Below are 24,219 nucleotides of genomic sequence, written 5' to 3'. Positions count from 1 at the left end.
ACGCGATGGGGAGAGAGTGGGATGAGCGAACGCGAGTCGATGCCGTACGACGTGGTGATCGTCGGCGCCGGGCCGGCGGGCCTGTCGGCGGCGATCCGGCTGAAGCAGCTGGCCACCGAACAGGGCGGCGAGCTGTCCGTGTGCGTGCTGGAAAAAGGGTCGGAGGTCGGCGCGCACATCCTGTCGGGTGCGGTGATCGATCCGCGCAGCCTCGACGAACTGATCCCCGACTGGCGCGAGCAGGGCTGTCCGATGGCCGAGGTGCCGGTCAACGACAACCAGCACTGGATGCTGTCGAAGAAACGCAAGTTCGGCATGCCGCACGTCTTCACGCCGGGTTTCATGCACAACAAGGGCACCTATACCGGCAGCCTGGGCAACCTATGCCGCTGGCTGGCGGGCAAGGCCGAGGAGCTGGGCGTCGAGATATTCCCGGGCTTCGCCGCCGCCGAGATCCTCTATGCCGAGGACGGGACGGTAAAAGGCGTCGCGACCGGCGACATGGGCGTCGCGCGCGACGGGCATCACAAGCCCGATTACCAGCCGGGGCTGGAGCTCCACGCCAAATACACCTTCTTCGCGGAGGGCGCGCGGGGGCATCTGACGCGGCAACTGGTCGATCGCTTCGACCTGCGCGCCGATTGCGAGCCGCAGGTCTATGGCCTCGGCATCAAGGAATTGTGGGACATCGCGCCGGAGAAACATGCCGCCGGCCGCGTCATCCACACCCAGGGCTGGCCGCTCAGCGAGACGGGATCGAACGGTGGCGGTTTCCTCTATCACCAGGCCAACGGGCAGGTCGCGCTCGGCTTCGTGACGTGGCTCAATTATTCGAACCCATATCTCTCGCCGTTCCAAGAGATGCAGCGCTGGAAGACGCATCCGGCGATCGCCGAGATCCTGGAGGGCGGCAAGCGCGTGTCGTACGGTGCGCGCGCGATCAGCGACGGCGGCTATCAGTCGGTGCCGAAGCTGGTGATGCCGGGCGCCGCGCTGATCGGCGACACCGCCGGTTTCCTCAACGTGCCGCGGATCAAGGGCACGCATACGGCGATGAAGTCCGGCATGATGGCCGCCGACGCCGCTTACGCCGCCGTCCAGGCGGGGCGTGAAGGCGACGAACTGACCGCCTACACCGAGGCGTACGACGCGAGTTGGGTGAAGAAGGAACTGTCGGTCGTCCGCAACGTGCTGCCGCTGGTCGAGAAGTTCGGCGAGGGATTCGGGACGGTACTGGCGGGTATCAACATGTGGCTGGAAAGCTGGGGCATCCGCATGCCCTTCACGATGAAGCACCATCCCGACCACAAGAGCCTGTGGCGCAAGGACCAGGTCCAGCCGATCGCCTATCCCAAGCCGGACGGCGTGCTGACCTTCGACCGGCTGTCGTCGGTGTTCCTGTCGAACACCAATCACGAGGAAGACCAGCCGGTCCACCTGACGCTGAAGGACCCGGATATTCCGGTCGCCTACGACCTGCCGATGTATGACGAGCCGGCGCAGCGTTATTGCCCGGCCGGCGTGTACGAGATCGTCGGTCAGGAAACCGGCGATCCGAAGTTTGTCATCAACGCGCAGAACTGCGTCCATTGCAAGACGTGCGACATCAAGGATCCGACGCAGAACATCGTCTGGGTCGTGCCCGAGGGTGGCGGGGGACCGAACTATCCCAACATGTAGCCGCCTGGCGCTGAGCGCCGCGACGCTGGCGCTGGCCGTCGCGTCGCTGCCCGCTGTCGCACAGATCGAGCGCTTCGCGGCGTACGTACGCGCTCGCGCGGCCGAAGCGCGGGGCGAAGTCGGCGCGGCGGCGAGCGACTATGCGCGCGTGTTGGCGGCCACCCCCGACGATCCCGCGATCGCGGCCCGGACATGGCGCGAGGCGATGGCGGCGGGCGATCTGGCGCTGGCGCGGCGCGCGGCGACGACCGCGCTCGATACGAGCCGGCCGGGGAATGGCGCGATCGCGGCCGAGGTGTCGCTGCTCCGCGTCGCCGATGCGATCCATGGCGGCGACACCGCTGCTTTGGCCCGCGCACTCGCGGCGATGAAGGACGGCCCGCTCGATTTCCTGACCCCGGTGATCGCCGCGTGGGGCAGTCTGGGCAACGCCGTCGACCCGGCCGGAACGCTCGTGGCGACGAAACAGACCGGCGCCTTCGCGCGCGTCGTCCGCGAAAACCGCGCCCTCCTGCTGATCGCGACCAACCGCTTCGACGTGGCGGTGCCCGACCTTCAGGCATTGCTGGCGGACAGCAGCGGCGAACTCGACCTGCGCTATGCCGCCGCCGAACTGCTGGCGGGGCAGGGCAAAAGCGACATCGCGATGAAGCTGGTCGCGGGGAACGATGTCGAGGTCGCGGGCTTTCGTGCCGCGATCCCGGTCGCGAAACCGTCGGCCGCGTTCGGCGTCTCGCGCCTGTTCACCCGCGTCGCCGCCGACCTCGACGATGCTCGCACCGCCCCGCTGGCGGTGGCGCTGACGCGCAGCGCGCTGCTGCTCGACCCGAGCGACGATCGCGCGCGGCTGGTATTGGCGCGCGCGCTCGGGCGGATGAAGGCGTACCGCCGCGCGCTGGCGGTGCTGGGCGAGGTGGCGCCGACGAGCGCGTTTCGCGGGCCGGCGGCGCAGCTCCATATCGGGCTGCTCCGCGCGAGCGGCGACGATGCCGGATCGCTCGCGGCGGCCAAGGCGCTGGCCGAAGCGCCCGGGGCGAGCGCGACCGCGGCGCAGGTCTATGCCGACCTGCTCGCCGATAACGGCCACCCGCGCGAGGCAATTGCTGCCTATGACCGCGCGCGGGATCGCATGGGCAAGGATGCGGGGTGGGAAATATGGTTGCAGATCGCGACCGCCAACGACAGCGCCGGAGACTGGCGACAGGCGCGCGCGGCGTTCGACCGCGCGGTGAAGCTCGGCGGCAACGAGGCAGTGGCGCTGACATCCTACGGCGCGGCGCTGGTCGCGCGCGGCGAGGATTTGCCCCGCGCCGTCGCGATGCTCGAGCGCGCCAACACCCTGACCCCCGACAAGCCCGAGATTTCGGGCGCGCTGGCGTGGGCGTATCTGCGACAGGGCGACGGTGCCCGCGCGCTGCCGTTGCTGGAGACGGCATCGCGGCAGGCGCCGGCCGACTCGTCGATCGCCGAGCATCTCGGCGACGCCTATTGGGCGGCGGGGCGGCGGTACGAGGCGCGCTATGCCTGGCGCGCGGCGCTGGTGGTGGCCGACGGCGCGGCGGTGCTGCGGATCGAGACGAAGCTGCGCGACGGTCTCGCATCGTGACGACGATCGTCGAGCCGGCGCCGGCCAAGATCAACCTCGCACTCCATGTCCGGCGGCGTCGCGCGGACGGATATCACGACATCGAGACGTTGTTCGCCTTGCTGCGCGACGGCGACAGCGTGACGGTCGCGCCGGCCGCCGCCGACGGCTTCACGATCACCGGACCGTTCGCCGGCGATCTGGCGGGGCAGGGCGGTAACCTCGTCCTCGCCGCGCGCGATGTGTTCGCCGCGCGGATCGCGCCGTTGCCGCCGCTGGCGATCGGCCTCGACAAGCATCTGCCGGTCGCCTCCGGGATCGGCGGAGGGTCGGCCGACGCCGCCGCGACGCTCCGCGCACTGGCGCGGCTGAGCGGTGTGGCGCCCGATGCGCCGGAACTGATCGCGCTCGCGGCCGACCTCGGTTCCGACGTTCCCGCCTGCCTGATCGGGCGGAGCGCCTATGGCAGCGGGCGCGGCGAGGTGCTGCGGCCGGCATCCGACCTTGCCGGGACCCCGGTGCTGCTCGTCAACCCGCGCGTCGGCGTCTCGACCGCGGCGGTGTTCGCATGCTGGGACGGCCGGGATCGCGGCGCGCTCGACGATGTCGCGAGCGGGCGCAACGACCTCGAAGCGCCGGCGAGGACGCTGGCCCCGGTGATCGGCGAGGTGGTCGAGCGGCTGGAGGCGCAGCCGGGCGTGACGCTCGCGCGAATGTCGGGCTCGGGCGCGACGTGCTTTGCTCTGTTCGCCGATGCCGCCACGTGTAACGCCGCTCACGCCGCGATCGCGCGGGATCGGCCGGACTGGTGGTATCTCGCGTCCACGCTGACCTGAGGGGTCGGACGAACGCGACATGCCGAGCCGCTATCCCGGCCGCGCATGAGCGGCTAGATGCCCGGAAATGCGATACCTTTCCTGTGCCGCCATGCTGCTGCTCGTATCGGCGTGCGACCGCCAATCGGCCAACAACGCCGCGTTCACGCGCGTCATGGCCGAATCCAACGCGACCGCTGTGGATGACGGCCGCATCGTCTGCGCGGTCGCGGGCAGCGAGGCGTTATCGCGAAGCTGCACGCTCGACCGTATCCAGTCGGCGCAGGGCCTCGTGCTGACGGTGCACAATCCCGATGGCGGGTTCCACCGCCTGCTCGCGGTCAAGGACGGACGCGGGCTGGTGGCCGCCGATGGCGCGGAAGCCGCCAAGGTCACGGTGGTCGGCAACGGCGAGATCGAAGTCGCGATCGGCGGCGACCGCTATCGCCTGCCCGCGACGATCAAGGGGCAAGGCAAGCCGTGATCCCGATCGACGGCCAGCCGATCTTGACTGCCGCGCAGGTGCGCGCGGCCGAAGCGCGCGCGATCGCGGCCGGTACGAGCGTCGAGACGTTGATGGAACGCGCCGGCACCGGGGTGGCGGAGGCGGTACGGCGGCTCGCGGCGGGTTCCGCGGTGCAGATACTGTGCGGGCCCGGCAACAATGGCGGCGACGGCTATGTCGCGGCGCGGGTGCTACGCGCGAACGGTGTCGAGGTACGCGTCGCGGCGACGGGCGAGCCCAAGAGCGCAGCGGCGAGTGCTGCCTGCGCGGCGTGGGACGGCCCGGTCGCCGCCCTCGCCGACGCCGAACCGGCCCCCGTCATGGTCGATGCGCTGTTCGGCACCGGACTGTCGCGAGCGCCCGATGCCGCGACGGCCGCCGCGCTCGGCACGGCGATCGCTGCCGCCCGCCTGTCGATCGCGGTCGATCTGCCGAGCCGCGTCGATACCGACACCGGCGCCGTGTTCGCCGAGGAGCAGATCGGTGCGGTCGACGTCACGCTGGCGCTGGGCGCGGTGAAGCCCTCGCACCTGCTGATGCCGGCGGCGCCCTATGGTGGCGAGGTTCGCGTGATCGACCTCGGCCTGACGCTGGACGATCCGATCGCGCACGTGATGGCGCGGCCGGGGTTCCTCCGCCCGCAGGTCGACGATCACAAATATTCGCGCGGGCTAGTCGTCGTGATCGGTGGCGGGATGCCCGGTGCCGCGCGGCTGGCGGCGGCAGCGGCGGCGCATGGCGGGGCGGGCTATGTCACGCTACTGGGCGACGACGATGCCGATGCCGTGCCGCATGCGATCGTAGGGCGGCCGTGGTCGTCGCACGCGCTGCGCGATGTGATCCACGGCAAGCGCAACAATGTGGTGGTGGTCGGACCCGGGCTCGGTCGCGACGAGACAGCGCGCGAGCGGCTGGCGGCGGCGATCGCCAGCGGCGAGCGGCTGGTGGTCGATGGCGATGCGCTGCACCTGCTCGACGACACGGCGTTCGCCGCGTTCGCCGCGCGGGACGACGACGATGTCGTGTTGACACCGCATGCCGGCGAGTTCCAGGCGCTGTTCGGCGACTGGCGTGGCAGCAAGATCGACGCGGCGCTGGCGGCGGCGAAGCGCGCCGGGGCGACGGTGGTGTTCAAGGGGCCTGATACCGTCGTCGCGACGCGACATGGCGAGGCGTTCGTGTCGGCCGACCGCCGGCGCTGGCTGTCGACCGCCGGTACCGGCGACGTGCTGGCCGGCACCGTCGCCGCCGCGATGGTGAGCATCGCGATCGGTGACCCCGCCGCCGCCGCCGTCTGGATGCATGCCGAGGCGGCGCGGCGGCTGGGTGGCGCATTCCTGGCCGATGACCTTGCGCGCGAACTGTCGCCTGTGCGAGCCGCGCTGTGAGTGGGGACACGATCGTTCGCGTCGCCGCGCGGGGCGAGGGCGTGACGGCGGACGGCCGCCATGCCGCGCTGGCCGCACCGGGCGATACCCTCACCACCAGCGGCGACGTCATCCCCGGGCCGCACCACCAGACGCCGCCCTGCCGGCACTTCCCGACTTGCGGCGGGTGTCAGCTCCAGCATCTCGACGATGCCGCCTATGCGCAGTTCGTCACCGACCGCATCGCCGGCGCGCTGGCCGCGCAGGACCTGACCGCCGACATCCGCGCGCCGATCCTGTCGCCGCCGCGTACCCGCCGCCGCGCCACGCTGCACGCCGAGCCGGGCGGCGGCGCGATCCGCATCGGGTTCAGCGCCGCGCAGAGCCACGCGCTGGTCGATATCCGCGAGTGCCACATCCTGCGCCCCGAACTGTTCGCGCTGGTCGCGCCGCTTCGCAAGCTGCTGGCGCGGCTGGGACTGAAGCGACGCGGCGACGTCCACATGACGTGGAGCGACCAGGGCGCCGACCTGCTGGTGACGGCACGCGCGGAGGGGCTGGCGGCGGCGGAGGCGATCATCGCGTTCTGCCAACAGCATGCGGTCGCCCGGTTCGCGATCGACGACGGGCTGGGTGCGGAGACGCGGTGGGAACCCGAGCCGGTCACGATCACGTTGGGCGGCGTCGCGGTGCCGTTGCCGCCGGGCAGCTTCCTGCAAGCGACCGCGGATGGCGAGGCGGCGCTGGTCGCCGCGGTGCGCGAGGCGGTGGGCGGCGCGGGCATGGTCGCCGACCTGTTCGCCGGGCTCGGCACGTTCGCGCTGGCGCTGGATGCGAAGGTCTATGCGGCGGAGGCGGCGCGCGACGCGATCCTGTCGCTCAAGGCGGCGAGCGCGCGGGCGGGACGCGCGGTGTTCGCCGAGCATCGCGACCTCTATCGCCGCCCGCTGACCACCGCCGAGCTCGACCGGTTCGCCGCGATCGTGCTCGACCCGCCCCGCGCCGGCGCGCGCGAGCAGGCGGCGGCGCTGGCCGCCTCGCAGACGCCGGTCATCGCCTATGTCTCGTGCAATCCCAGCAGTTTTGCGCGTGATGCTCGCATGTTATGCGAAGGTGGCTATCGCCTCGACTGGGTGCAACCAGTCGGCCAGTTCCGCTGGTCGACGCATGTCGAACTGGCGGCGCGATTCAGCCGGTAGGGCTAGAAGCTAAGGGTAATCGGCGCGGAGGAAATAGAGCCCGTCCGACGGCGCGTTGAAGCCCAATGCCGTGCGATCGGCCGCCACCAACGCGGCGCGCAGGTCCTGCTTAGACCACTTGCCCTCGCCGACGAGCGCGAGGCAGCCGACCATCGATCGCACCTGGTGATGCAGGAACGACCGCGCCGACGCGAACACGCTCAGCCGGTCGCCGTCGCGCACCACATCGAGCCGGTCGAGCGTCTTGACCGGGCTGTCCGACTGGCAATGCACCGAGCGGAACGTCGTGAAATCGTGCCGCCCGACCAGCACCTGCGCGGCGTCTTGCATCGCACCGGCGTCGAGCTCGCGGGCGATCCGCCACGCCAACCCCTTCTCCCACGTCAGCGGCGCGCGGCGCGTGACCATGCGATATTCGTAATGCCGCGCCAGCGCCGAGAAACGCGCATGCCAGTCTTCCGCGACCGCTTCGCACGCCAGCACCGCGACCGGATCGGGCCGCAGCCGGGCATTGAGCGCCTCCATCAACCGGAACGGCGTGATCGCACGCGCCACGTCGAGGTGCGCGCGCATGCCGAGCGCATGGACGCCGGCGTCGGTGCGGCCGGCGGCATGGACGGTGACGGTCTCGCCGGTGATCTCGAACGCGGCGCGCTCGATCGCGCCCTGGACGCTGGGGCCGTGATCCTGCCGCTGCCAGCCCATGAACGGGCGGCCGTCATATTCCACCGTCAGCGCGAACCGAGTCACAGCCGCGTGCCGGGCGGGATGGGGAAACCACGGAGCAGATCGTCTGGCGTCATGACGCCACGCCCGGCGCGCTGGACGAGGGTGGGGCGCAAATTACTGCCGTCGCCGCATCGGATCGTCAGTCGATCGTCCACCACCGTTCCCCGGCGAAGGCGGGGGTCCAGAGCCTCGGGCGGCGTTGCTTGCAATCCTGGGTTCCCGCTCTCGCGGGAATATGGCTCTGCAGACAGCACACGGATACGCTCGCCGTTCAGTTCGAAGAACGCCCCCGGCGGATTGAACGCGCGGACCTGGCGCTCGACCTGCTCGCTCGGTTGCGAGAAATCGAGGCGAAGTTCGGCCTTGTCGATCTTGCCGGCATAAGTGACGCCGTCGTCGGGTTGCGGCTGGGGCGGAAACGCGGGGAGGTCAGCCAGCACCTCGACCATCAGCCGAGCACCCATCTGCGCCAGTTCCACGGTCAGCTCACCTGCCGTCTTGTTCGCGATCGGCGTCCGTCCCTCCAGCAGAACCGGCCCGGTATCGAGCCCAGCCTCCATCTGCATGATCCCGACGCCGGTCTCGGCATCGCCGGCCAGGATCGCCCGCTGGATCGGCGCCGCCCCCCGCCAGCGCGGCAGCAGCGAACCGTGGACGTTGAGGCAGCCGTGCGTCGGCGCATCCAGCACCGCCTGCGGCAGGATCAGGCCATAGGCCGCAACCACCGCCACGTCGGCCCCGAGCGCCGCGAACGCCGCCTGCGCCTCGGCATTGCGCAACGACACCGGCGTGCGCACCGCGATGCCCAGCGCCTCCGCGCGCGCCTGCACCGGCGACGGCGTCAACTCGCGCCCGCGCCGTCCGCCCGGGCGCGGCGGCTGGCTGTACGCGGCGACGACCCGATGCCCCGCCGCGACCAGCGCATCGAGCGTCGGCACCGCGAAGTCGGGCGTTCCCATGAATATGATCCGCATGCCGCGCTCATCGCCGCTTGGCAGGGGGCGGTGCAACCCCCTATCTGTTCCGCATGGCATCGCAGGAAATCGACGCGCTGACGCAGGCGCTGGCGCGGCTCCCGGGGCTGGGCCCGCGATCGGCGCGGCGCGCGGTGCTACACCTGCTGAAGAAGCGCGAAGGCGCGCTGATGCCGCTGCTGTCGGCGCTGGAGGCGGTCGACCGCCGGCTCGCGACCTGCTCGACCTGCGGCAACATCGACACCAGCGATCCGTGCAGCGTCTGCGCCGACCCGCGCCGCGACCAGCGCAGCCTGTGCGTGGTCGAGGAAGTCGCCGACCTCTGGGCGCTCGAACGCTCGCGGCTGTTCCCCGGCCGCTACCATGTGCTGGGCGGCCGGCTGTCGGCGCTCGACGGCGTGCGGCCGGAGGATCTGTCGATCGCCCGGCTGATCCAGCGAGTCGAGGGCGGCGGGATCGACGAGGTCGTGCTGGCGATGAACGCCACGCTGGAGGGGCAGACGACGGCGCATTACATCGCCGAACGGATCGAGCGGTTCCCGGTGCGGCTGACCCAGCTCGCCCACGGCCTGCCGGTCGGCGGCGAACTCGACTATCTCGACGAGGGCACGCTGGCCCAGGCGTTGCGTGCGCGGCGGCCGGTCGCGTGACGACACGCGCGGTCGGGGGAGGTTGACGGTCCGCCGCGCCTCCCATAGCGCGCGGCCATGACCATCCTGACCATCCTGGAAGTGCCCGATCCCGGCCTGCGCGCCGTCGCCGAACCCGTCGCCACGATCGACGACGCCGTCCGTGCGACGCTCGCCGACATGTTCGAGACGATGTACGACGCGCGCGGCATCGGCCTCGCCGCGACTCAGGTCGGCATCGAACGGCGGCTGGTGGTGATCGATCTGCAGGAGCCCGAGGAGGAAGACGGCGATCCGGTACGCAAGCCCGTCGCGTTCGTGAACCCCGAGCTGCTCTGGGTCAGCGACGAGACCGCGACCTACAACGAAGGCTGCCTGTCGATCCCCGAGCAATATGCTGAGGTCGAGCGTCCGGCGCGCTGCCGGGTCAAGTGGCGCGACGGTGACGGCGCGGACCACGAGGAGGAGATGGACGGCCTGATGGCGACGTGCATCCAGCACGAGATCGATCACCTGAACGGCGTGCTGTTCACCGATCACATCTCGAAATTGAAGCGCGACATGCTGATGAAGAAGCTGGCCAAGGCGCGCAAGGCCGCCTGATCCGGCTTAGGTGCCGTCACCCCAGATGTTGCCGCCCGTCCGGATACCCTGCGCGATCCCGGCGAGCGGGCGCAGGATGTCGGTGATGTGCTGGCCGTGACAATAGGTCACGTCATACATCACGCCGACGAACAGCAGGGCGAGCACGAACAGCTTCATGGTCGCGCATCATAACGCTGCAATCGTTAGCAAGAGGTAACGGCCCGATCCGGCCTTTGGTCGATTGGGGTTGTCCCCGGCCGCGCGTTCGATCTATGTTCCCTGCCATGACGATGCCATTTGCCGCCGTTCCCGCCGCTCCCCTGCGCGCAACTTTTGCCAACTTCGGGGCGGGGCGATGAGCGTCGCGGGTATCCTCGCGATCATCGTCGCACTCGCGGCCGGCGTCGCGATCGGCTGGCTGTTCGCGTCGCGCCATGGTGTCGCCGAGCTCGCGGCGGCGAAGGTCCATGCCGATCAGCACGATATGACGCGGCGGCTACTCGCCGAAGTGACGACCGAGCGCGACTCGGCGATGCGGCTGCTCGATGCCGAACGAGCAACGGCGGCGGAACGCGAAAAGGCGTTCGAGGCGCGCCAGACCGAGCTGCTGGCAGCGAAGAACGCGCTCGCCAGCCAGTTCGCCGAAGTCGGGCAGCGACTGCTCGACGATGCCCAGACCAAGTTCCTGCAACGCGCCGACCAGCGCTTCAGGGAATCGGAGGCGACCAGCGGCCAGAACCTGCGCGCGCTGCTGCAACCGGTCCACGATCGTCTCCAGCGCTACGAGGAGGGCGTCGCCAAGGTCGAGTCGGAGCGCCGCGATGCGTTCGGTGCGCTGCACGGCCAGATCGAGGCGATGCGGACCGGCCAGGAGTCGGTGCGCGCGGAAGCATCGAAGCTGGTCAATGCGTTGCGCAATGCGCCGAAAGCGCGCGGTCGCTGGGGCGAGCAGCAGTTGCGGAACGTGCTCGAAAGCTGCGGCCTCAGCGAGCATGCCGATTTCCAGGCCGAGGTGTCGGTCGATATCGGCGAGGGCGCGCGACTGCGCCCCGACGTCATCATTCGCGTACCCGGCGGCAACGCGCTGGTGGTCGACGCCAAGGTGTCGCTCAACGATTACCAAGACGCGTTCGGCGCGATCGACGATGCCGAGCGCGCGATCGGGCTACAGCGCCACGCCGCGGCGATGCGCGCGCACGTCAACACGCTGGGCGCCAAGGCGTATTGGAGCCAGTTCGCCGACGCGCCCGATTACGTCATCATGTTCGTGCCAGGCGAGCATTTCCTGTCGGCCGCGCTGGAGCAGGACCCGACATTGTGGGACTTCGCGTTCGACCGCCGCGTGCTGCTGGCGACTCCGACCAACCTGATCGCGATCGCGCGGACGGTGGCGGCGGTGTGGCGACAGGAGAAGCTGGCGGGCGAGGCGCGGGCGATCGCCGAACTGGGCAAGGAGCTTTACGCGCGATTGTCGGTGATGGGCGGCCACGTCGCTAAACTCGGCCGCAACCTCGGGCTGGCGAACGACGCTTACAACGCCTTCGTCGGCAGTCTGGAAACGCAAGTGCTCACGCAAGCAAAGCGGTTCGAGGACTATAATATCGACACTGCTGGTCGTTCAATCGAATCGCCGCCGGTCGTCGAACAGATCCCGCGCCCGCTGGTAAAGCTGGCGGCGAGCGCCGAAGAGAGCGGAACGCTGGGCTGACGTCAGCGGTAGCGCGCGAGTACCTCGTACGCCATGACTGCCGTCGCCACCGCGGCGTTCAGGCTGTCCGCCTTGCCCAGCATCGGCAGCTTCACGAGTAGATCGCATTCCGCTTCGTACGCCTCGGGCAGGCCCTGCGCTTCGTTGCCGGTCAGCAGGAAGGTCGGCGAGGTGTAGGGCGCCTCGCGATAGCTCGCATCGGTCTGGAGGCTCAGGCCGACCAACTGGCCCGGCCCCGACCGCAACCACGGCAGGAACTCCTCCCAACGCGCCTGTGCGATCGGCACCGTGAACAACGCGCCCATGCTCGCCCGCACGGCCTCGACCGAGAACGGATCGACGCAGTCGTCGATCAGGATCAGGCCACCGGCGCCGACCGCGTCGCCGGTCCGCAGAATCGTGCCGAGATTGCCCGGATCGCGCAGCCGCTCAGCCACCAGCCAGATCGGCGAGGCGGTGCGGCGGAGCGCGTCGAGCGGCGTCGTGAACTCCGGGAAGACGCCGACCAGCGCCTGGGCATTGTCCTTGCCCGACAGCTTGGACAGGATGTCGTGGTTCGTCTCGATCGCCTCGCCGCCCGCCGCCTCGGTCGCCTCGATCAGCGCCGCCGCCAACGGATGCCGCGCGCCATCGGCGGTGAAGAACAGCTGCTCCGGCAGGTGGCCGGCCTCGCGCGCCTCCGTCAGGATGCGCAGGCCCTCGGCGAGGAAGCGGCCTTCGGCACGGCGATGCTTCTTGTCGCGCAGCGAGCGGGCGCGCTTTACGGTCGTGTTCGAGAAGGCAGTAACTTGGCGAACCATGTCTCGCCCCTAGCGCAAGTCGGCGTGGCAAAGCCACGCCGTCGGCCATCGTTGCATGATGCCGGCCGGAGCGGCGCTGATCGGCGACATAGCTCCGCTATGTCGCCTGCGCTCGCTCAGTCCTCGCCGAACTTCGCCTCGACCAGTTCGCACAGCGCCCCGACCGCGCCGTCGGCACCGTCGCCATCGGCACTGATCGTGATCGTGTCGCCCATCGCCGCGCCGAGCATCATCAGCCCCATGATCGACGTGCCGGTGACCCCGGGGCCGTCCTTCACGACGATCACCTCAACCGGCAGCGACGAGGCGAGGGTGACGAACTTGGCGGAGGCGCGCGCGTGCAGGCCGCGCTTGTTGGTGATTTGAACCTGGCGGCTGACCGGCATCAGGCGGCCGCCGCGCCGAGCACTTCGGACGCGACCGAGATATATTTGCGCCCCGCCTCGCGCGCGGCTGACACCGCGTCGACCACGTTCATCGTCTTGCGCGCCGACGCCAACCGGATCAGCATCGGCAGGTTGATCCCCGCGATCACCTCGACTCGCCCGCGCTCGAGCAACGAGATGGCGAGGTTCGACGGCGTGCCCCCGAACAGGTCGGTCAGCAGGATCACGCCCTTGCCGGCGTCCACGTCGGCGATCGCCTTGGCGATGTCCGCGCGGCGCGCCTCCATGTCGTCTTCCGGGCCGATCGCGATCGACACGACCTGCGCCTGCGCGCCGACGACATGCTCCATCGCGGTCACGAACTCGAACGCCAGCCGCCCGTGCGTCACCAATACCAGGCCGATCATACGCTTGCTTGTTACCCCAAAGCCGTCCGCGGCGCACCCTCCAGCGAGTCCTGCGGCGCCGCGCCCAAATCGCGATGCGCGACCGTGGGCGAAAACCCGGCGTCGCGCAACCGTCGAGCGACGCGTTCGGCGACGTGGACGGAGCGGTGTCTCCCCCCGGTACACCCGAACGCGACCGTCACATACGACTTGCCCTCGGCGCGATAGCGGGGGAGCAGCAGCAGGAGCAGGTCCTCGATCCGACTGACCGCGGCCTCATAGGCGGGGTCGTCCGCGATATAGGCGGAGACGTCGGGGTCGAGCCCGGTGCCGGGGCGCAGCGCCGGCTCCCAATGCGGGTTGCGCAGGAACCGCATGTCGAACACCAGGTCGGCGTTGCGCGGCACCCCGCGGGCAAAGCCGAACGACATCACCGCGAGCGTCGGCCCGCCTGTCCCGTCGCCACCGAAGGTCGAACGCACCTGCTGCGCGAGCTCGTTGGCGGTCAAGTCGGTCGTGTCGATCAGGCGGTTGGCCCAGCGCCGTAGCGGCTCGAGCAATTCGCGCTCGCGCGCGATGCCGTCCCCGGCCGGGCGGTCGAGCGCCAGCGGATGCCGCCGCCGCGTCTCCGAATAGCGGCGTTCCAGCTCGGCCCCGCCGCAATCGAGGTAGAGCGTGCCGATGTCATAACCATGCTCGTCGCGCAGTTGCTTGATACGCTTCACGATCCGGTTGGGGTCGAAGTCGCGGGTACGCGCCCCGATGCCGAGCGCGAGCGGCCGCTGCCCGTCCTCGCTCCCCTCCGGCGGCGGCGAACTGAGCAGGCGGTCGAGCAGGCGCAGCGGCAAATTGTCGACCGTCTCCCAGCCGAGATCCTCCAGCGTGCGCAACACGGTCGACTTGCCCGCGCCCGACAGGCCGGTGACCAGCAGGATTTCCTTGGCTTGCGTCATGGTTCCTCGACGAGACCGGCCAGCGCCAGCTCGACCTTGATCGGTGCCGACGCGGATCGCGCATCCACCGCCACTTCGCGAATGTCCAGCCCGGCGATGGGACGAACCGCCGGCATGGGTAGCCGCTCGGGCACATCGTCCAGCGTCACCAGCAACGCAGCCGGCGCCTCGGCCAGATACGGCAGGGACACGATCCCGATCCCGCGCACCTCGATCCGTCCGGCGATGTTTGGCGGCGCGCTCGCGATCAGCGTGCCGTCGCAAGCGGTTAGCGTCGTGTAATCGTCGCTCACCAGCATCGCGCCGCGATCGATCAGCCGCAGCGCCAGGTCCGACTTGCCGGCGCCCGACGCTCCGCCGATCAACACGCCGCGCCCGCCGATCGCGACGCAGCTGAAATGCAGCGTCTCGCTCATCCGGCCGTGCCTTGCGCCAGCGGCAGGCGAACGACGAAGCGCGCGCCGGCGATGCGGTCGTCGCGCGACTCGGCGATGATCGTCCCCTGATGTCCCTCGATGATGGTCCGGCCGATCGCGAGGCCGAGCCCGGAATGCTTGCCGAACGCCTCGCCCTCGGGCCGGATCGACTGGAAGCGGCTGAACACCGCCTCGCGCTGCTCGGTCGGGACGCCGGGTCCTTCGTCGTCGACGCGCACCACCAGCATCTCCTGCTCGATCGCCGCGCTGACCGCGATCAGGCCGTCGTCGGGGGAGAAGGACACGGCATTGTCGAACAGGTTCTCGAACACGCGTTCCAGCCGGGTCGCCTCGCCCATCACCTGCACGTCGCTGCGGATACGGTTGTCGAAGCGGAAGCGGATACCGCGTTCGACCCCGCGATCGGTACGCTGCGCGATCAGCCATGCCAGCATTCCGAGGATATCGACCGCGTCGAACTTGGCGCGGCTGAGCTGGGCGTCGAGCCGCGATGCCTCCGAAATGTCGGTGATGAGCCGGTCGAGCCGCTGCACGTCGTCGCGCACGATCGCCAGCAGCCGCTCCTGTAAGGCGGGGTCCTTGACGTTCGCCAGCCCTTCGACCGCGGAGCGCAGCGAGGCGAGGGGGTTCTTCATCTCGTGCGTCACGTCGGCGGCGAACGCCTCGGTCGCGTCGATCCGCGCGCGCAACGCCTGGCTCATGTCGGACAGCGCCCGGGCGAGACTCCCGATCTCGTCGCGGCGCGAGGGCAGGCGGGGGACCACCACTTCGCGCGCGCGCCCCAGCCGCACCCGCACCGCCGCGCGCGCCAGCCGGCGGAGCGGCCGCACGATCGTCCGCGCCAGGAACAGCGACAGGAACACCGAGACCAGGCTGACCGCCGCGAGCAGGATGCTCAACCGCAATCGTTCGTTGCGGACGGTCTGGGTGATGTCGCGGGCGTTGACCGTGGTCATCACGATCTCGCCGTCGCCGAGTCCCGCCGCGGCGGTGATGACCGGCGTACGGTCGGGCGCGCGCCAGACGGTGGTCGAGGTGGTGTCGGTGCGATGCGCGTTGCGCACGTCGGGCCACTCGTCGCCGACGGCCCGTTCCCGATAGAGCGGCGGGCGCGGCGCGCCGACCACCGCGTCGATCGCAACGTCGATGTAGCGCGCCCATTGCTGGGTCCAGTCCTGCTTGTCGGGGTCGAGGAAGGTCACGTTGCGCAACCCCATCGCCCGTGTGTCGATCGCGACTCTGCCGTCCGTCCGGAACAGCCGGACACGCGTGCCGGTGTCGCGCGCCAGTTGCAGGGCCACTTCGTCGCGCGCCGCGGCGGGGGCGGCGCTGATCGCGGCGGCGATCAGCCGCGCCTCGCGCCCGGCCTGCTCCGACCGGTTGTCGAGGATGCGGCTGCGATAGGAATCGAGGTAGAAGAACCCGCCCGCCAGCATCGCCAGCGCGAAGATGTTGACCGCCAGAATGCGCGTCGTCAGCGATACGTTGCCCGACCAGCGCAGCGACAGGTCGCCGGGGTCGCGCTCGCTCCTACTCCTCCGAAAAACGGTAGCCAGCGCCATAGAGCGTTTCGATGGCGTCGAAGTCGTTATCGACCTCGCGGAACTTGCGGCGGACGCGCTTGATGTGGCTGTCGATCGTGCGATCGTCGACGTAGATGTCGTCCTGGTACGCCGCGTCCATCAACTGGTTGCGCGTCTTCACGACACCGGGCCGTTGCGCCAGCGTCTCCAGGATCAGGAATTCGGTGACGGTCAGCGTGACGTTGTCGCCGTTCCACGTCACCCGATGCCGCGCCGGGTCCATTTGCAGCCGACCGCGATCGATCAGCGCCTCTGCCGGCGACACCGCATCTTCGGGCGAGGCCACGCGCGCTTCCGTACGGCGGAGGATGGCGCGGATCCGGGCGATCAGCAGGCGCTGGCTGAACGGCTTGGCGATGTAATCGTCGGCGCCCATCGCCAGGCCCAGCGCCTCGTCGAGCTCGTCATCCTTGCTGGTCAGGAAGATGACCGGGACCTGGCTCTTCTCGCGCAACCGCCGCAGCAGTTCGAGCCCGTCCATCCGCGGCATCTTCACGTCGAAGATGGCGAGGTCGGGCGGATTGTCGATCAACGCCTTCAGCGCGCTTTCGCCGTCCGAATAGACGCGCGTCAGGAAGCCTTCCGCCTGCAACGCGATCGACAGCGAGGTCAGGATGTTGCGGTCGTCATCGACCAGCGCGATCGAAGCGGTCATCGGCAGGGGGCCCGGGTCATGCGGCGACCGGCCTAATGCAAGAATGGGACAGGCTCAACTCGCTAACCATCTCGGGTGTTTGACCGACTCCCGGCGGCCGGTTATGCGCGCAAAATCAACGGCGCATACGTATGCGCGCCATATAACGATAGTGGGAGAGCGAGTTTGAACGAGCGTATTCCGGACGCCGGCCTCGAGTCGCAGGGTATCGAGACCCGCGCGACGCTGCACTGGAACCTGGTGACGGCACGGCTGGTCGAGGCCGCGGTCGCACGCGGCGAGGGCAAGCTGAGCGCCGACGGTCCGCTGGTGGTGGAGACCGGCAAGCACACCGGCCGCTCCGCGCAGGACAAGTTCATCGTCCGCGATGCCGAGACCGAGGACACCGTGTGGTGGGGCAAGACCAACCGCGGCATGAAGCCCGAGCATTTCGCCGCGCTGAAGGCCGATTTCCTCGCCGCGCTGCACGAGAAGGAAACGCTCTACGTCCAGGACCTGTACGGCGGGTCGCAGCCGGACCATCGCGTCCGCGTCCGCATCGTCAACGAGTTCGCCTGGCACAACCTGTTCATCCGTACGATGCTGGTGCGCCCGGACGAGGCCGACCTGAAGGGGTTCGTCGCCGACTACACCATCATCGACCTGCCGACGTTCCAGGCCGACCCCGCACGCCACGGTACGCGGACCGAGACGGTGATCGCGGTCAACTTCACCGAGAAGCTGATCCTGATCGGCGGCACGCGCTACGCCGGCGAGATGAAGAAGTCGGTGTTCGGCCTGCTCAACTATCTGCTCCCGCCCAAGGGCGTGATGCCGATGCACTGTTCGGCCAACATGGCGCATGACGGCAGCAACACCGCCGTGTTCTTCGGCCTGTCGGGCACCGGCAAGACCACGTTGTCGGCCGATGCCAGCCGCACGCTGATCGGCGACGACGAGCATGGCTGGTCGGACACCGCCGTGTTCAACTTCGAGGGCGGCTGCTACGCCAAGATGATCCGCCTGTCGGCCGAGGCCGAGCCGGAGATCTTCGCGACGACCAAGCGGTTCGGCACGGTGCTCGAGAATGTCGTGATGGACCAGGTCACGCGCCAGCTCGACCTGGACGACGCCAGTCTCGCGGAAAACTCGCGCGGCGCCTATCCGCTCGATTTCATCCCGAACACCAGCGCCGAGAATATGGGGCCGGTCCCCACCAACATCATCTTCCTGACCGCGGACGCCTATGGCGTGATGCCGCCGATTGCGAAGCTCACCCCGGACCAGGCGATGTACCATTTCCTGTCGGGCTATACCGCGCGCGTCGCGGGTACGGAGATCGGCGTGACCGAGCCCGACGCGACCTTCTCGACCTGCTTCGGCGCGCCGTTCATGCCGCGTCATCCCTCGGTCTACGGCAATCTGCTGAAGGAGCGGATCGCCAAGGGCGGGGTCGATTGCTGGCTGGTCAATACCGGCTGGTCGGGCGGCAAGGCGACGATGCCGGGGATCAAGCGCATGCCGATCAAGGCGACCCGCGCGTTGCTCAACGCGGCGCTCGACGGGAGTCTCAAGGACGGCGAGTACCGCACCGACCCCTATTTCGGGTTCGCGGTGCCGGTGTCGGTGCCGGGGGTCGACAGCGCGCTGCTCGATCCGCGCGAGGCGTGGGCCGACAAGGCGGCCTATGACGAAACGGCCGCGGGGCTGGTCGATCAGTTCGTCGAGAACTTCGCCCAATTCGCCGACCATGTCGACGAAGGCGTGCGACAATCCGCGCCGCGGACCGCCACCGCCGCCTGAACTGCCCGGTCCTCAAGGTCGGGCTTCTCCACCGAAAGCCCGACCGATGACCGACCACGCCATTCGCTTCTTCACCGACGACCACGCCGTCCGCCGCGTCGGCGAGGGTCTGCTCGCCCGCACGCTGCCGCGCGAGGAATGGACGCACGAGGCGCACCTCGCCGCATGCACCTGGCTGCTCGTCGAGCGCCCCGACATCGACCTCGATAACGAGATTCGCGAAATCATCTCGCGCTACAATGAAGCCGTCGGCGGTGTGAACGACGCGACCCAGGGCTATCATCACACGATCACGCTGACGTACCTGGCGGGGGTGCGGTCGTTTCTTGCGCGCTTGGACACCGCCCTGCCGCTGGCCGCGACGGTCAATGCGCTGCTCGCCGCACCGGAAGGCCGGCGCGACTGGCCGCTGTCGCTCTACTCGCGCGATCGCCTGTTCTCGGTCGATGCCCGCTTGGGGTATATCGCGCCCGATCGCCCTTCCTAGCAGGCCGGCTTCGGTCTAAGCAGCCCCTCGAACTCACCCGCAAAGGATCGCACCATGTCGTTGCTCGATGGAATCCTCGGTCAGATCGGCTCGAACGTCGATATCAAGAATCTGGCGGAGAAGGTCGGCATCTCGCCCGAACAGGCGGAGCAGGCGGTCGGCGCGCTGGCGCAGGCGCATGCCCAGCCGGGCGATACGGTCGATACCGCGGCGGCGCAGACCGGCCTCGATTCGGGGGTGGTCGGCCAGATCATGAGCCATATCGGCGGCGAAGGCGCGCTCGGGCAATTCTCGTCGATCCTCAACAACGGCGAGAATGGCGGCTTCCTCGGCAAGCTGGGCGGCATGTTCGGCGGTGGCGAAGCAGGCGGCGAGGGCGGCCTGATGGGCAAGCTCGGCGGGCTGTTCGGCGGCAAGGAATAGGCGGCTCGTCCGCCGGCGGATTACCGCCAAAATGGATGAGAATGAGCGCTACGGCGTGGCGCTCATTTGATCGACCAGTACCATAGGCAATCGTCGCAGGGCCGATCCGGCGTGCAACCCGGATTGTCGCAGCGCGGCGTCCCCATCAAGCGGCGCCATAGCGCGGCCAGCCACGTGATTATTCCTCCCATGCCCCCACGTCCCCCTTGCGGGCGCACCGGTGCAATCACCTTGGTTAGCGCCCGGGTACGAAAAGAACCCTTTAACGACCGGAAGGTCTACGCCGCTTTCCTCCGATATGGAAGTATTCAGGCCGGCTCGACCGCCAGCACGCTGCCGCTGGCGCCGACGATCCGCACCAGCGCGCCCGCCGGCATGTCCGGGCCGCGGGCATTCCAGGCGCCGTCGCCGACCCTCACGCGACCTTCGCCGGCGACGATCGGTTCGCACACCTCGACCGTTCGGCCGATCAGCCTGGCGGTACGATCGTTGAGCTGCGCCGCGACGCGCACGGATCGACTGCGGTGATACCAGCGCCGGCCGACCGCCAGCGCCAGCGCGGCGAACCCGGCGAACAGGAGCGCCTGGGTGATGGCGTGCAGGTCGGGCGTCGCCAGCAGCACCAGCCCGGTCAGCGCGGCGCCGGCCGCGGCGAAGATCAGGAAGAAGCCCGGTGCGATCAGTTCCAGGATCGCGAGTACCATCGCCGCGATCAGCCACAGCGCCGCGACGCTGAACCCCACGCCGGCGAGCGTCACGACTGCCCCCGCGTGACCGGCACTGTGCCGCGCGGCGGAGCGGGGGGCGCGGGGCGATTGCCGCCGCCGCCGCCCGCCAGCGCATCCCTCGCCAGTTCGCCGATCCCGCCGAGCGTGCCGATCAACTGAGTCGCCTCGACCGGGAACAGGATCGTCTTGGCATTGGGCGAGGTGGCGAACTGGCTGACCGCGTCGACATATTTCTGCGCGATGAAGTAATTGAGCGACTGGCTGCTGCCGGCCTCGATCGCGTCCGACACCATCTTGGTCGCTGCCGCCTCGGCCTGGGCGGAGCGCTCGCGCGCCTCGGCGTCGCGGAAGGCGGCTTCCTTGCGACCCTCGGCCTCCAGGATCTGCGCCTGCTTCTGGCCCTCGGCACGGTTGATCTCGTTCTGACGGGCGGCTTCCGATTCGAGGATCGTCGCGCGCTTCTCGCGCTCGGCCTTCATCTGCCGGGTCATCGCATTGACGATGTCGGCGGGCGGACGGATGTCCTTCAACTCGACGCGCGTGATCTTGACGCCCCACGCTTCGGTCGCATGATCGACCACCTGGAGCAGCCGCGTGTTGATCTCGTCGCGCTTCGACAGCGTCTCGTCCAGGTCCATCGAGCCCATCACGGTGCGCAGGTTGGTGGTCGAAAGCTGCATGATCGCGACGTACAGGTCGCTGACCTCGTACGCCGCCTTCGCCGCGTCGAGCACCTGAAAGAACACGACGCCGTCGACCGCGACCATCGCATTGTCCTTGGTGATGATCTCCTGCCCCGGAATGTCGAGGACCTGTTCCATCATGTTCACGCGCCGGCCGATCCGGTCGAAGAACGGGATGATGATGGTCAGGCCGGGATGCGCGACCGAAGTGAACTTGCCGAACCGCTCGATCGTGTATTGATAGCCCTGGCGCACGACCTTCACGCTGCTGAGCAGGTAGATCAGCACGATGAACGCGAGCAATGCGGCAATGACGAGACCCATCGAACTCCCCCTGGATTGTCGCCGTCATCCTAGCAGAACGCCGCCGCCGTTATAGCGAAATGCGACACGGGCTGGCGCGGCGCGGGGGTGTTGGTTACATGGCTCGCCAACCTTCGATTCGACAAGATTGGCACTCCCCATGAACATCCGCCTCGGGCTGACCTTCGACGACGTCCTGCTGGTTCCGGCGGAATCGGACGTGCTGCCGAGCGAGGCCCGAACCGAGACTCGGCTGACGCGCGACATCGGGCTCGCCATCCCGATCGTGTCGTCGGCGATGGACACCGTGACCGAGGCCGACATGGCGATCGCAATGGCCCAGCTGGGCGGGATCGGCGTGCTGCACCGCAACCTGTCGGTCGAGGAGCAGGTCGCCGCCGTTCGCGCGGTCAAGCGCTACGAAAGCGGCATGGTGGTCAACCCGATCACGATCGCGCCGACCGCGACGCTGGGGGAGGCGCAGGCGCTGATGGCGCACCACCGGATCAGCGGTATCCCGGTGACCGAGGCGGACGGCAGGCTGGTCGGCATCCTGACCAATCGCGATGTCCGCTTCGCCGGCAATCCCAGCCAGCCGGTCAGCGAGCTGATGACGCGCGACAACCTCGCGACGGTGACCAGCGGCGTCGGACACGAGGATGCGCGCAAGATCCTGCACCAGCGGCGGATCGAGAAATTGCTGGTGGTGGACGATGCCTATTGCTGCGTCGGGCTTATCACGGTCAAGGACATCGAGAAGGCGGTCAACTATCCCGACGCGACCAAGGACGCCGCCGGGCGCCTGCGCGTCGCCGCCGCGACCACGGTCGGCGACAAGGGATTCGCGCGGAGCGAACAACTGATCGATGCCGAGGTCGACCTGATCGTGATCGACACCGCGCACGGCCACAACCGCGACGTCGCCCGCGCGGTCGAACGCGCCAAGCGGCTGTCCAATTCGGTCCAGGTGATCGCCGGCAATATCGCGACCGCCGAAGCGGCGCGCGCACTGATCGATGCCGGGGCGGACGGGATCAAGGTCGGGATCGGACCGGGCTCGATCTGCACCACGCGCGTCGTCGCCGGCGTCGGCGTGCCGCAGCTGACCGCGGTGATGGACTGCGCCGAGGAAGCGATGAAGTCGGGCGTGCCGGTGATTGCCGACGGTGGCATCCGCACCTCGGGCGACATGGCGAAGGCGCTGGCCGCCGGCGCCTCGACCTGCATGATCGGCTCGCTGCTCGCCGGCACCGACGAGGCGCCGGGCGAGACCTTCCTGTATCAGGGCCGTGCGTACAAATCGTATCGCGGCATGGGCTCGGTCGGGGCGATGGGCCGCGGCTCGGCGGATCGGTATTTCCAGGGCGACATCAAGGACCAGATGAAGCTGGTGCCGGAGGGGATCGAGGGCCAGGTCGCGTACAAGGGGCCGGCCAAGGACGTCATCCATCAGCTCGTCGGCGGCATTCGCGCGTCGATGGGCTATACCGGCGCCCGCACGCTCGCCGATCTGCGCGAGCGCGCGCGGTTCGTGCAGATCACCGGCGCGGGCTTGCAGGAAAGCCACGTCCACGACGTGACGATCACGCGCGAGGCGCCGAACTACCCGACGCGATGAGCGCGGAACGATGACTCCGGCAGCGCGCACGCAGGCGGCGATCGAGATCCTCGACCAGGTGATCGCGGCGGCGCGCGAAGGTGGGGCGGCGGCGGACACGCTGATCGCCCGCTATTTCGCAACGCGGCGCTATGCCGGATCGAAGGATCGGCGCGCGGTGCGCGAGCTGGTCTATGCCGCGATCCGGCGTGCCGGCGACATGCCCGATACCGGCCGCGCCGCACTGGTCGGGCTGGCGCGCGAGGACGCGGCGATCGCCGCGACGTTCGATGGATCGACGCACGGACCGGCGCCGATCGCCGGCGACGAAGTGGGGAGCGCGACGGGCGTCGCGCCAAGCTGGCTGATCGATCGGCTGGCCGCATCCGGGATCGACGCCGACGAGGCCGCCGCGCTGATCGACCGCGCGCCGCTCGACCTGCGCCTGAACCGCTTGCGCGGCGGCGGTGACGATCTGTTCGTCGCGGAAGGTGCTGCTCGCGTGCCGGGAGCGCCCGATGCGCTCCGCTTCCCGTCCGGCACCGCGATCGAGCAGAGCGCGGCATTCCGTGAAGGACTGGTCGAGGTGCAGGACGCCGGCAGCCAGATGGTGACGCTCGCAGCGCACGCCGCACCGGGCATGGCGGTGATCGACCTTTGCGCTGGAGCGGGGGGCAAGTCACTCGCGCTGGCCGCCGCGATGCGCAACGGGGGCATGATCCTCGCCACCGACACCGATCGCGCGCGCCTCTCACGGCTCGCCCCTCGCGCCGACCGCGCCGGCGCGACGATCGTCGAGACGCGGCTGCTCGACCCGGAGCGCGAGGCGCCGGCGCTGGCCGACTGGCAGGATCGGGCGGACGTCGTGCTGGTCGATGCCCCGTGCTCCGGCACCGGCACCTGGCGGCGCAATCCGGAGGCGCGCTGGCGGCTGACACCGGTCCGGATCGATCGTCTGGTCGCGATCCAGCGGCGCCTGCTCGATCTGGCGGCAACGCTCGTCCGGCCGGGCGGGGCGCTCGTCTATATCGTCTGCTCGCTGCTCGACGAGGAGGGGGCGGGGCAAGTCGATGACTTCCTGGCGCGGCATCCCGACTGGCACGCCGACGCGCCGATCGCGGCCGGGCTCGAGCGCGGCGCGGGCCGTCGCCTCACCCCGCGCCACGACGGCACCGACGGCTTTTTTGTCGCACGCCTGATCCGGCCATGATAGGCGGCTGGGCCGTGCCCCGAGTGGAGA

Annotated in this window: 26 protein-coding genes; 14 read left to right on the top strand and 12 right to left on the bottom strand. The window is 69.4% G+C overall.

Annotated features, from left to right (window positions below):
- Positions 1-21: 21 nt before the first annotated feature.
- The 6 genes from J0I47_RS04555 to J0I47_RS04530 all read left to right on the top strand — a co-directional run bounded on the left by J0I47_RS04555 (position 22) and on the right by J0I47_RS04530 (position 7,151).
- Entirely contained in the window at positions 22-1,680 is a 1,659-nt protein-coding gene (locus J0I47_RS04555) for an electron transfer flavoprotein-ubiquinone oxidoreductase (RefSeq protein ID WP_294045244.1), read from the top strand.
- Positions 1,649-3,286, top strand: coding sequence for a tetratricopeptide repeat protein (locus J0I47_RS04550; protein ID WP_294045243.1), 1,638 nt, complete (start codon positions 1,649-1,651; stop codon positions 3,284-3,286). Before J0I47_RS04555 ends, J0I47_RS04550 begins: the two co-directional genes overlap by 32 nt.
- A complete protein-coding gene (locus tag J0I47_RS04545) occupies positions 3,283-4,101 on the top strand; it encodes a 4-(cytidine 5'-diphospho)-2-C-methyl-D-erythritol kinase (RefSeq protein ID WP_294045242.1) in 819 nt (272 codons plus the stop codon). The genes J0I47_RS04550 and J0I47_RS04545 overlap by 4 nt, the downstream gene beginning before the upstream one ends.
- A 67-nt stretch (positions 4,102-4,168) precedes the next feature.
- A complete protein-coding gene (locus J0I47_RS04540; RefSeq protein WP_294045241.1) occupies positions 4,169-4,564 on the top strand; it encodes a hypothetical protein in 396 nt (131 codons plus the stop codon).
- A complete protein-coding gene (locus J0I47_RS04535; protein ID WP_294045240.1) occupies positions 4,561-5,973 on the top strand; it encodes an NAD(P)H-hydrate epimerase in 1,413 nt (470 codons plus the stop codon). The genes J0I47_RS04540 and J0I47_RS04535 overlap by 4 nt, the downstream gene beginning before the upstream one ends.
- Positions 5,970-7,151: a class I SAM-dependent RNA methyltransferase gene (locus tag J0I47_RS04530; protein WP_294045239.1), complete on the top strand. Its 1,182-nt coding sequence runs from the start codon at positions 5,970-5,972 to the stop codon at positions 7,149-7,151. The genes J0I47_RS04535 and J0I47_RS04530 overlap by 4 nt, the downstream gene beginning before the upstream one ends.
- A gap of 9 nt (positions 7,152-7,160) precedes the next feature.
- On the opposite strand, the gene truA is transcribed toward J0I47_RS04530, so the two are convergent.
- Together truA and fmt are read right to left on the bottom strand one after the other, a co-directional pair.
- Entirely contained in the window at positions 7,161-7,901 is a 741-nt protein-coding gene (gene truA / locus J0I47_RS04525; protein ID WP_294045238.1) for a tRNA pseudouridine(38-40) synthase TruA, read from the bottom strand.
- Positions 7,898-8,854 (bottom strand): methionyl-tRNA formyltransferase, encoded by a 957-nt coding sequence (gene fmt, locus J0I47_RS04520; protein ID WP_294045237.1) that lies wholly within the window; start codon positions 8,852-8,854, stop codon positions 7,898-7,900. Before fmt ends, truA begins: the two co-directional genes overlap by 4 nt.
- 53 nt (positions 8,855-8,907) lie before the next feature.
- Between fmt and recR the strand changes: the two genes are divergently transcribed.
- Together recR and def are read left to right on the top strand one after the other, a co-directional pair.
- Positions 8,908-9,504 carry a recombination mediator RecR gene (recR, locus tag J0I47_RS04515; RefSeq protein WP_294045236.1) on the top strand — a complete coding sequence of 199 codons (597 nt, stop codon included), beginning with the start codon at positions 8,908-8,910 and terminating at the stop codon, positions 9,502-9,504.
- A gap of 57 nt (positions 9,505-9,561) precedes the next feature.
- Positions 9,562-10,086, top strand: coding sequence for a peptide deformylase (gene def, locus J0I47_RS04510; RefSeq protein ID WP_294045235.1), 525 nt, complete (start codon positions 9,562-9,564; stop codon positions 10,084-10,086).
- A gap of 6 nt (positions 10,087-10,092) precedes the next feature.
- Here the strand turns inward: def and J0I47_RS04505 are convergent, their stop codons facing one another.
- Entirely contained in the window at positions 10,093-10,245 is a 153-nt protein-coding gene (locus J0I47_RS04505) for a hypothetical protein (RefSeq protein WP_294045234.1), read from the bottom strand.
- A 178-nt stretch (positions 10,246-10,423) separates the two neighbouring features.
- On the opposite strand from J0I47_RS04505, the gene J0I47_RS04500 reads away from it, so the two are divergent.
- Complete coding sequence (locus J0I47_RS04500) at positions 10,424-11,776, top strand: DNA recombination protein RmuC (RefSeq protein ID WP_294045233.1); 1,353 nt, start codon at positions 10,424-10,426, stop codon at positions 11,774-11,776.
- A gap of 2 nt (positions 11,777-11,778) precedes the next feature.
- On the opposite strand, the gene J0I47_RS04495 is transcribed toward J0I47_RS04500, so the two are convergent.
- The 7 genes from J0I47_RS04495 to J0I47_RS04465 form a co-directional block, all read right to left on the bottom strand.
- The gene (locus J0I47_RS04495; protein ID WP_294045232.1) at positions 11,779-12,576 is read right to left on the bottom strand and encodes an RNA methyltransferase; all 798 of its coding nucleotides are present in this window, start codon (positions 12,574-12,576) and stop codon (positions 11,779-11,781) included.
- Positions 12,577-12,692: 116 nt separating this feature from the next.
- Positions 12,693-12,962 (bottom strand): HPr family phosphocarrier protein, encoded by a 270-nt coding sequence (locus J0I47_RS04490; RefSeq protein ID WP_294045231.1) that lies wholly within the window; start codon positions 12,960-12,962, stop codon positions 12,693-12,695.
- Positions 12,962-13,369 (bottom strand): PTS sugar transporter subunit IIA, encoded by a 408-nt coding sequence (locus tag J0I47_RS04485; RefSeq protein ID WP_294045230.1) that lies wholly within the window; start codon positions 13,367-13,369, stop codon positions 12,962-12,964. The genes J0I47_RS04490 and J0I47_RS04485 overlap by 1 nt, the downstream gene beginning before the upstream one ends.
- An 11-nt stretch (positions 13,370-13,380) precedes the next feature.
- Complete coding sequence (rapZ, locus tag J0I47_RS04480) at positions 13,381-14,301, bottom strand: RNase adapter RapZ (protein ID WP_294045229.1); 921 nt, start codon at positions 14,299-14,301, stop codon at positions 13,381-13,383.
- Positions 14,298-14,717 (bottom strand): HPr kinase/phosphorylase, encoded by a 420-nt coding sequence (locus J0I47_RS04475; RefSeq protein WP_294045228.1) that lies wholly within the window; start codon positions 14,715-14,717, stop codon positions 14,298-14,300. Before J0I47_RS04475 ends, rapZ begins: the two co-directional genes overlap by 4 nt.
- Positions 14,714-16,300: an ATP-binding protein gene (locus J0I47_RS04470; RefSeq protein ID WP_294045227.1), complete on the bottom strand. Its 1,587-nt coding sequence runs from the start codon at positions 16,298-16,300 to the stop codon at positions 14,714-14,716. Before J0I47_RS04470 ends, J0I47_RS04475 begins: the two co-directional genes overlap by 4 nt.
- Positions 16,269-16,976, bottom strand: a complete 708-nt coding sequence (locus J0I47_RS04465; RefSeq protein ID WP_294045226.1) for a response regulator transcription factor — start codon at positions 16,974-16,976, stop codon at positions 16,269-16,271. The genes J0I47_RS04470 and J0I47_RS04465 overlap by 32 nt, the downstream gene beginning before the upstream one ends.
- Positions 16,977-17,141: 165 nt before the next feature.
- Here J0I47_RS04465 and J0I47_RS04460 point away from each other — a divergent pair, with 165 nt between their 5' ends.
- Genes J0I47_RS04460 through J0I47_RS04450 form a run of 3 tightly spaced genes read left to right on the top strand, consistent with a single transcriptional unit; the run spans position 17,142 to position 19,668 of the window.
- Positions 17,142-18,758: a phosphoenolpyruvate carboxykinase gene (locus J0I47_RS04460; RefSeq protein WP_294045225.1), complete on the top strand. Its 1,617-nt coding sequence runs from the start codon at positions 17,142-17,144 to the stop codon at positions 18,756-18,758.
- A 46-nt stretch (positions 18,759-18,804) separates the two neighbouring features.
- Positions 18,805-19,245: a hypothetical protein gene (locus J0I47_RS04455; RefSeq protein ID WP_294045224.1), complete on the top strand. Its 441-nt coding sequence runs from the start codon at positions 18,805-18,807 to the stop codon at positions 19,243-19,245.
- 54 nt (positions 19,246-19,299) lie between these two features.
- A complete protein-coding gene (locus tag J0I47_RS04450) occupies positions 19,300-19,668 on the top strand; it encodes a hypothetical protein (RefSeq protein ID WP_294045223.1) in 369 nt (122 codons plus the stop codon).
- A gap of 308 nt (positions 19,669-19,976) precedes the next feature.
- Here the strand turns inward: J0I47_RS04450 and J0I47_RS04445 are convergent, their stop codons facing one another.
- On the bottom strand, positions 19,977-20,426 hold the full coding sequence (locus J0I47_RS04445; protein WP_294045222.1) for an NfeD family protein: 450 nt from the start codon (positions 20,424-20,426) through the stop codon (positions 19,977-19,979).
- Positions 20,423-21,403: an SPFH domain-containing protein gene (locus J0I47_RS04440; RefSeq protein ID WP_294045221.1), complete on the bottom strand. Its 981-nt coding sequence runs from the start codon at positions 21,401-21,403 to the stop codon at positions 20,423-20,425. The genes J0I47_RS04445 and J0I47_RS04440 overlap by 4 nt, the downstream gene beginning before the upstream one ends.
- 139 nt (positions 21,404-21,542) lie before the next feature.
- Here J0I47_RS04440 and guaB point away from each other — a divergent pair, with 139 nt between their 5' ends.
- Positions 21,543-23,000, top strand: a complete 1,458-nt coding sequence (guaB, locus tag J0I47_RS04435; protein ID WP_294045220.1) for an IMP dehydrogenase — start codon at positions 21,543-21,545, stop codon at positions 22,998-23,000.
- Between the two features lie 10 nt (positions 23,001-23,010).
- Positions 23,011-24,189 (top strand): RsmB/NOP family class I SAM-dependent RNA methyltransferase, encoded by a 1,179-nt coding sequence (locus tag J0I47_RS04430; protein ID WP_294045219.1) that lies wholly within the window; start codon positions 23,011-23,013, stop codon positions 24,187-24,189.
- The last annotated feature ends 30 nt before the right edge of the window (positions 24,190-24,219 follow it).

The sequence above is a fragment of the Sphingomonas sp. genome (assembly GCF_017304635.1).
Taxonomy (GTDB): Bacteria; Pseudomonadota; Alphaproteobacteria; order Sphingomonadales; family Sphingomonadaceae; genus Sphingomonas.
This window is presented reverse-complemented; position numbering and strand designations above follow the sequence as displayed.

What these genes read in the sequence shown, in the direction of transcription:
- J0I47_RS04540 (WP_294045241.1), top strand. Translation starts at nt 4,169, where the DNA reads ATGCGATACCTTTCCTGTGCCGCCATGCTGCTGCTCGTATCGGCGTGC.
- J0I47_RS04485 (WP_294045230.1), bottom strand. Translation starts at nt 13,369, where the DNA reads ATGATCGGCCTGGTATTGGTGACGCACGGGCGGCTGGCGTTCGAGTTC.
- J0I47_RS04450 (WP_294045223.1), top strand. Translation starts at nt 19,300, where the DNA reads ATGTCGTTGCTCGATGGAATCCTCGGTCAGATCGGCTCGAACGTCGAT.
- fmt (WP_294045237.1), bottom strand. Translation starts at nt 8,854, where the DNA reads ATGCGGATCATATTCATGGGAACGCCCGACTTCGCGGTGCCGACGCTC.
- J0I47_RS04500 (WP_294045233.1), top strand. Translation starts at nt 10,424, where the DNA reads ATGAGCGTCGCGGGTATCCTCGCGATCATCGTCGCACTCGCGGCCGGC.
- J0I47_RS04495 (WP_294045232.1), bottom strand. Translation starts at nt 12,576, where the DNA reads ATGGTTCGCCAAGTTACTGCCTTCTCGAACACGACCGTAAAGCGCGCC.
- J0I47_RS04505 (WP_294045234.1), bottom strand. Translation starts at nt 10,245, where the DNA reads ATGAAGCTGTTCGTGCTCGCCCTGCTGTTCGTCGGCGTGATGTATGAC.
- J0I47_RS04470 (WP_294045227.1), bottom strand. Translation starts at nt 16,300, where the DNA reads ATGGCGCTGGCTACCGTTTTTCGGAGGAGTAGGAGCGAGCGCGACCCC.
- J0I47_RS04440 (WP_294045221.1), bottom strand. Translation starts at nt 21,403, where the DNA reads ATGGGTCTCGTCATTGCCGCATTGCTCGCGTTCATCGTGCTGATCTAC.
- J0I47_RS04455 (WP_294045224.1), top strand. Translation starts at nt 18,805, where the DNA reads ATGACCGACCACGCCATTCGCTTCTTCACCGACGACCACGCCGTCCGC.
- J0I47_RS04490 (WP_294045231.1), bottom strand. Translation starts at nt 12,962, where the DNA reads ATGCCGGTCAGCCGCCAGGTTCAAATCACCAACAAGCGCGGCCTGCAC.
- def (WP_294045235.1), top strand. Translation starts at nt 9,562, where the DNA reads ATGACCATCCTGACCATCCTGGAAGTGCCCGATCCCGGCCTGCGCGCC.
- rapZ (WP_294045229.1), bottom strand. Translation starts at nt 14,301, where the DNA reads ATGACGCAAGCCAAGGAAATCCTGCTGGTCACCGGCCTGTCGGGCGCG.
- J0I47_RS04430 (WP_294045219.1), top strand. Translation starts at nt 23,011, where the DNA reads ATGACTCCGGCAGCGCGCACGCAGGCGGCGATCGAGATCCTCGACCAG.
- J0I47_RS04465 (WP_294045226.1), bottom strand. Translation starts at nt 16,976, where the DNA reads ATGACCGCTTCGATCGCGCTGGTCGATGACGACCGCAACATCCTGACC.
- J0I47_RS04555 (WP_294045244.1), top strand. Translation starts at nt 22, where the DNA reads ATGAGCGAACGCGAGTCGATGCCGTACGACGTGGTGATCGTCGGCGCC.
- guaB (WP_294045220.1), top strand. Translation starts at nt 21,543, where the DNA reads ATGAACATCCGCCTCGGGCTGACCTTCGACGACGTCCTGCTGGTTCCG.
- J0I47_RS04475 (WP_294045228.1), bottom strand. Translation starts at nt 14,717, where the DNA reads ATGAGCGAGACGCTGCATTTCAGCTGCGTCGCGATCGGCGGGCGCGGC.
- recR (WP_294045236.1), top strand. Translation starts at nt 8,908, where the DNA reads ATGGCATCGCAGGAAATCGACGCGCTGACGCAGGCGCTGGCGCGGCTC.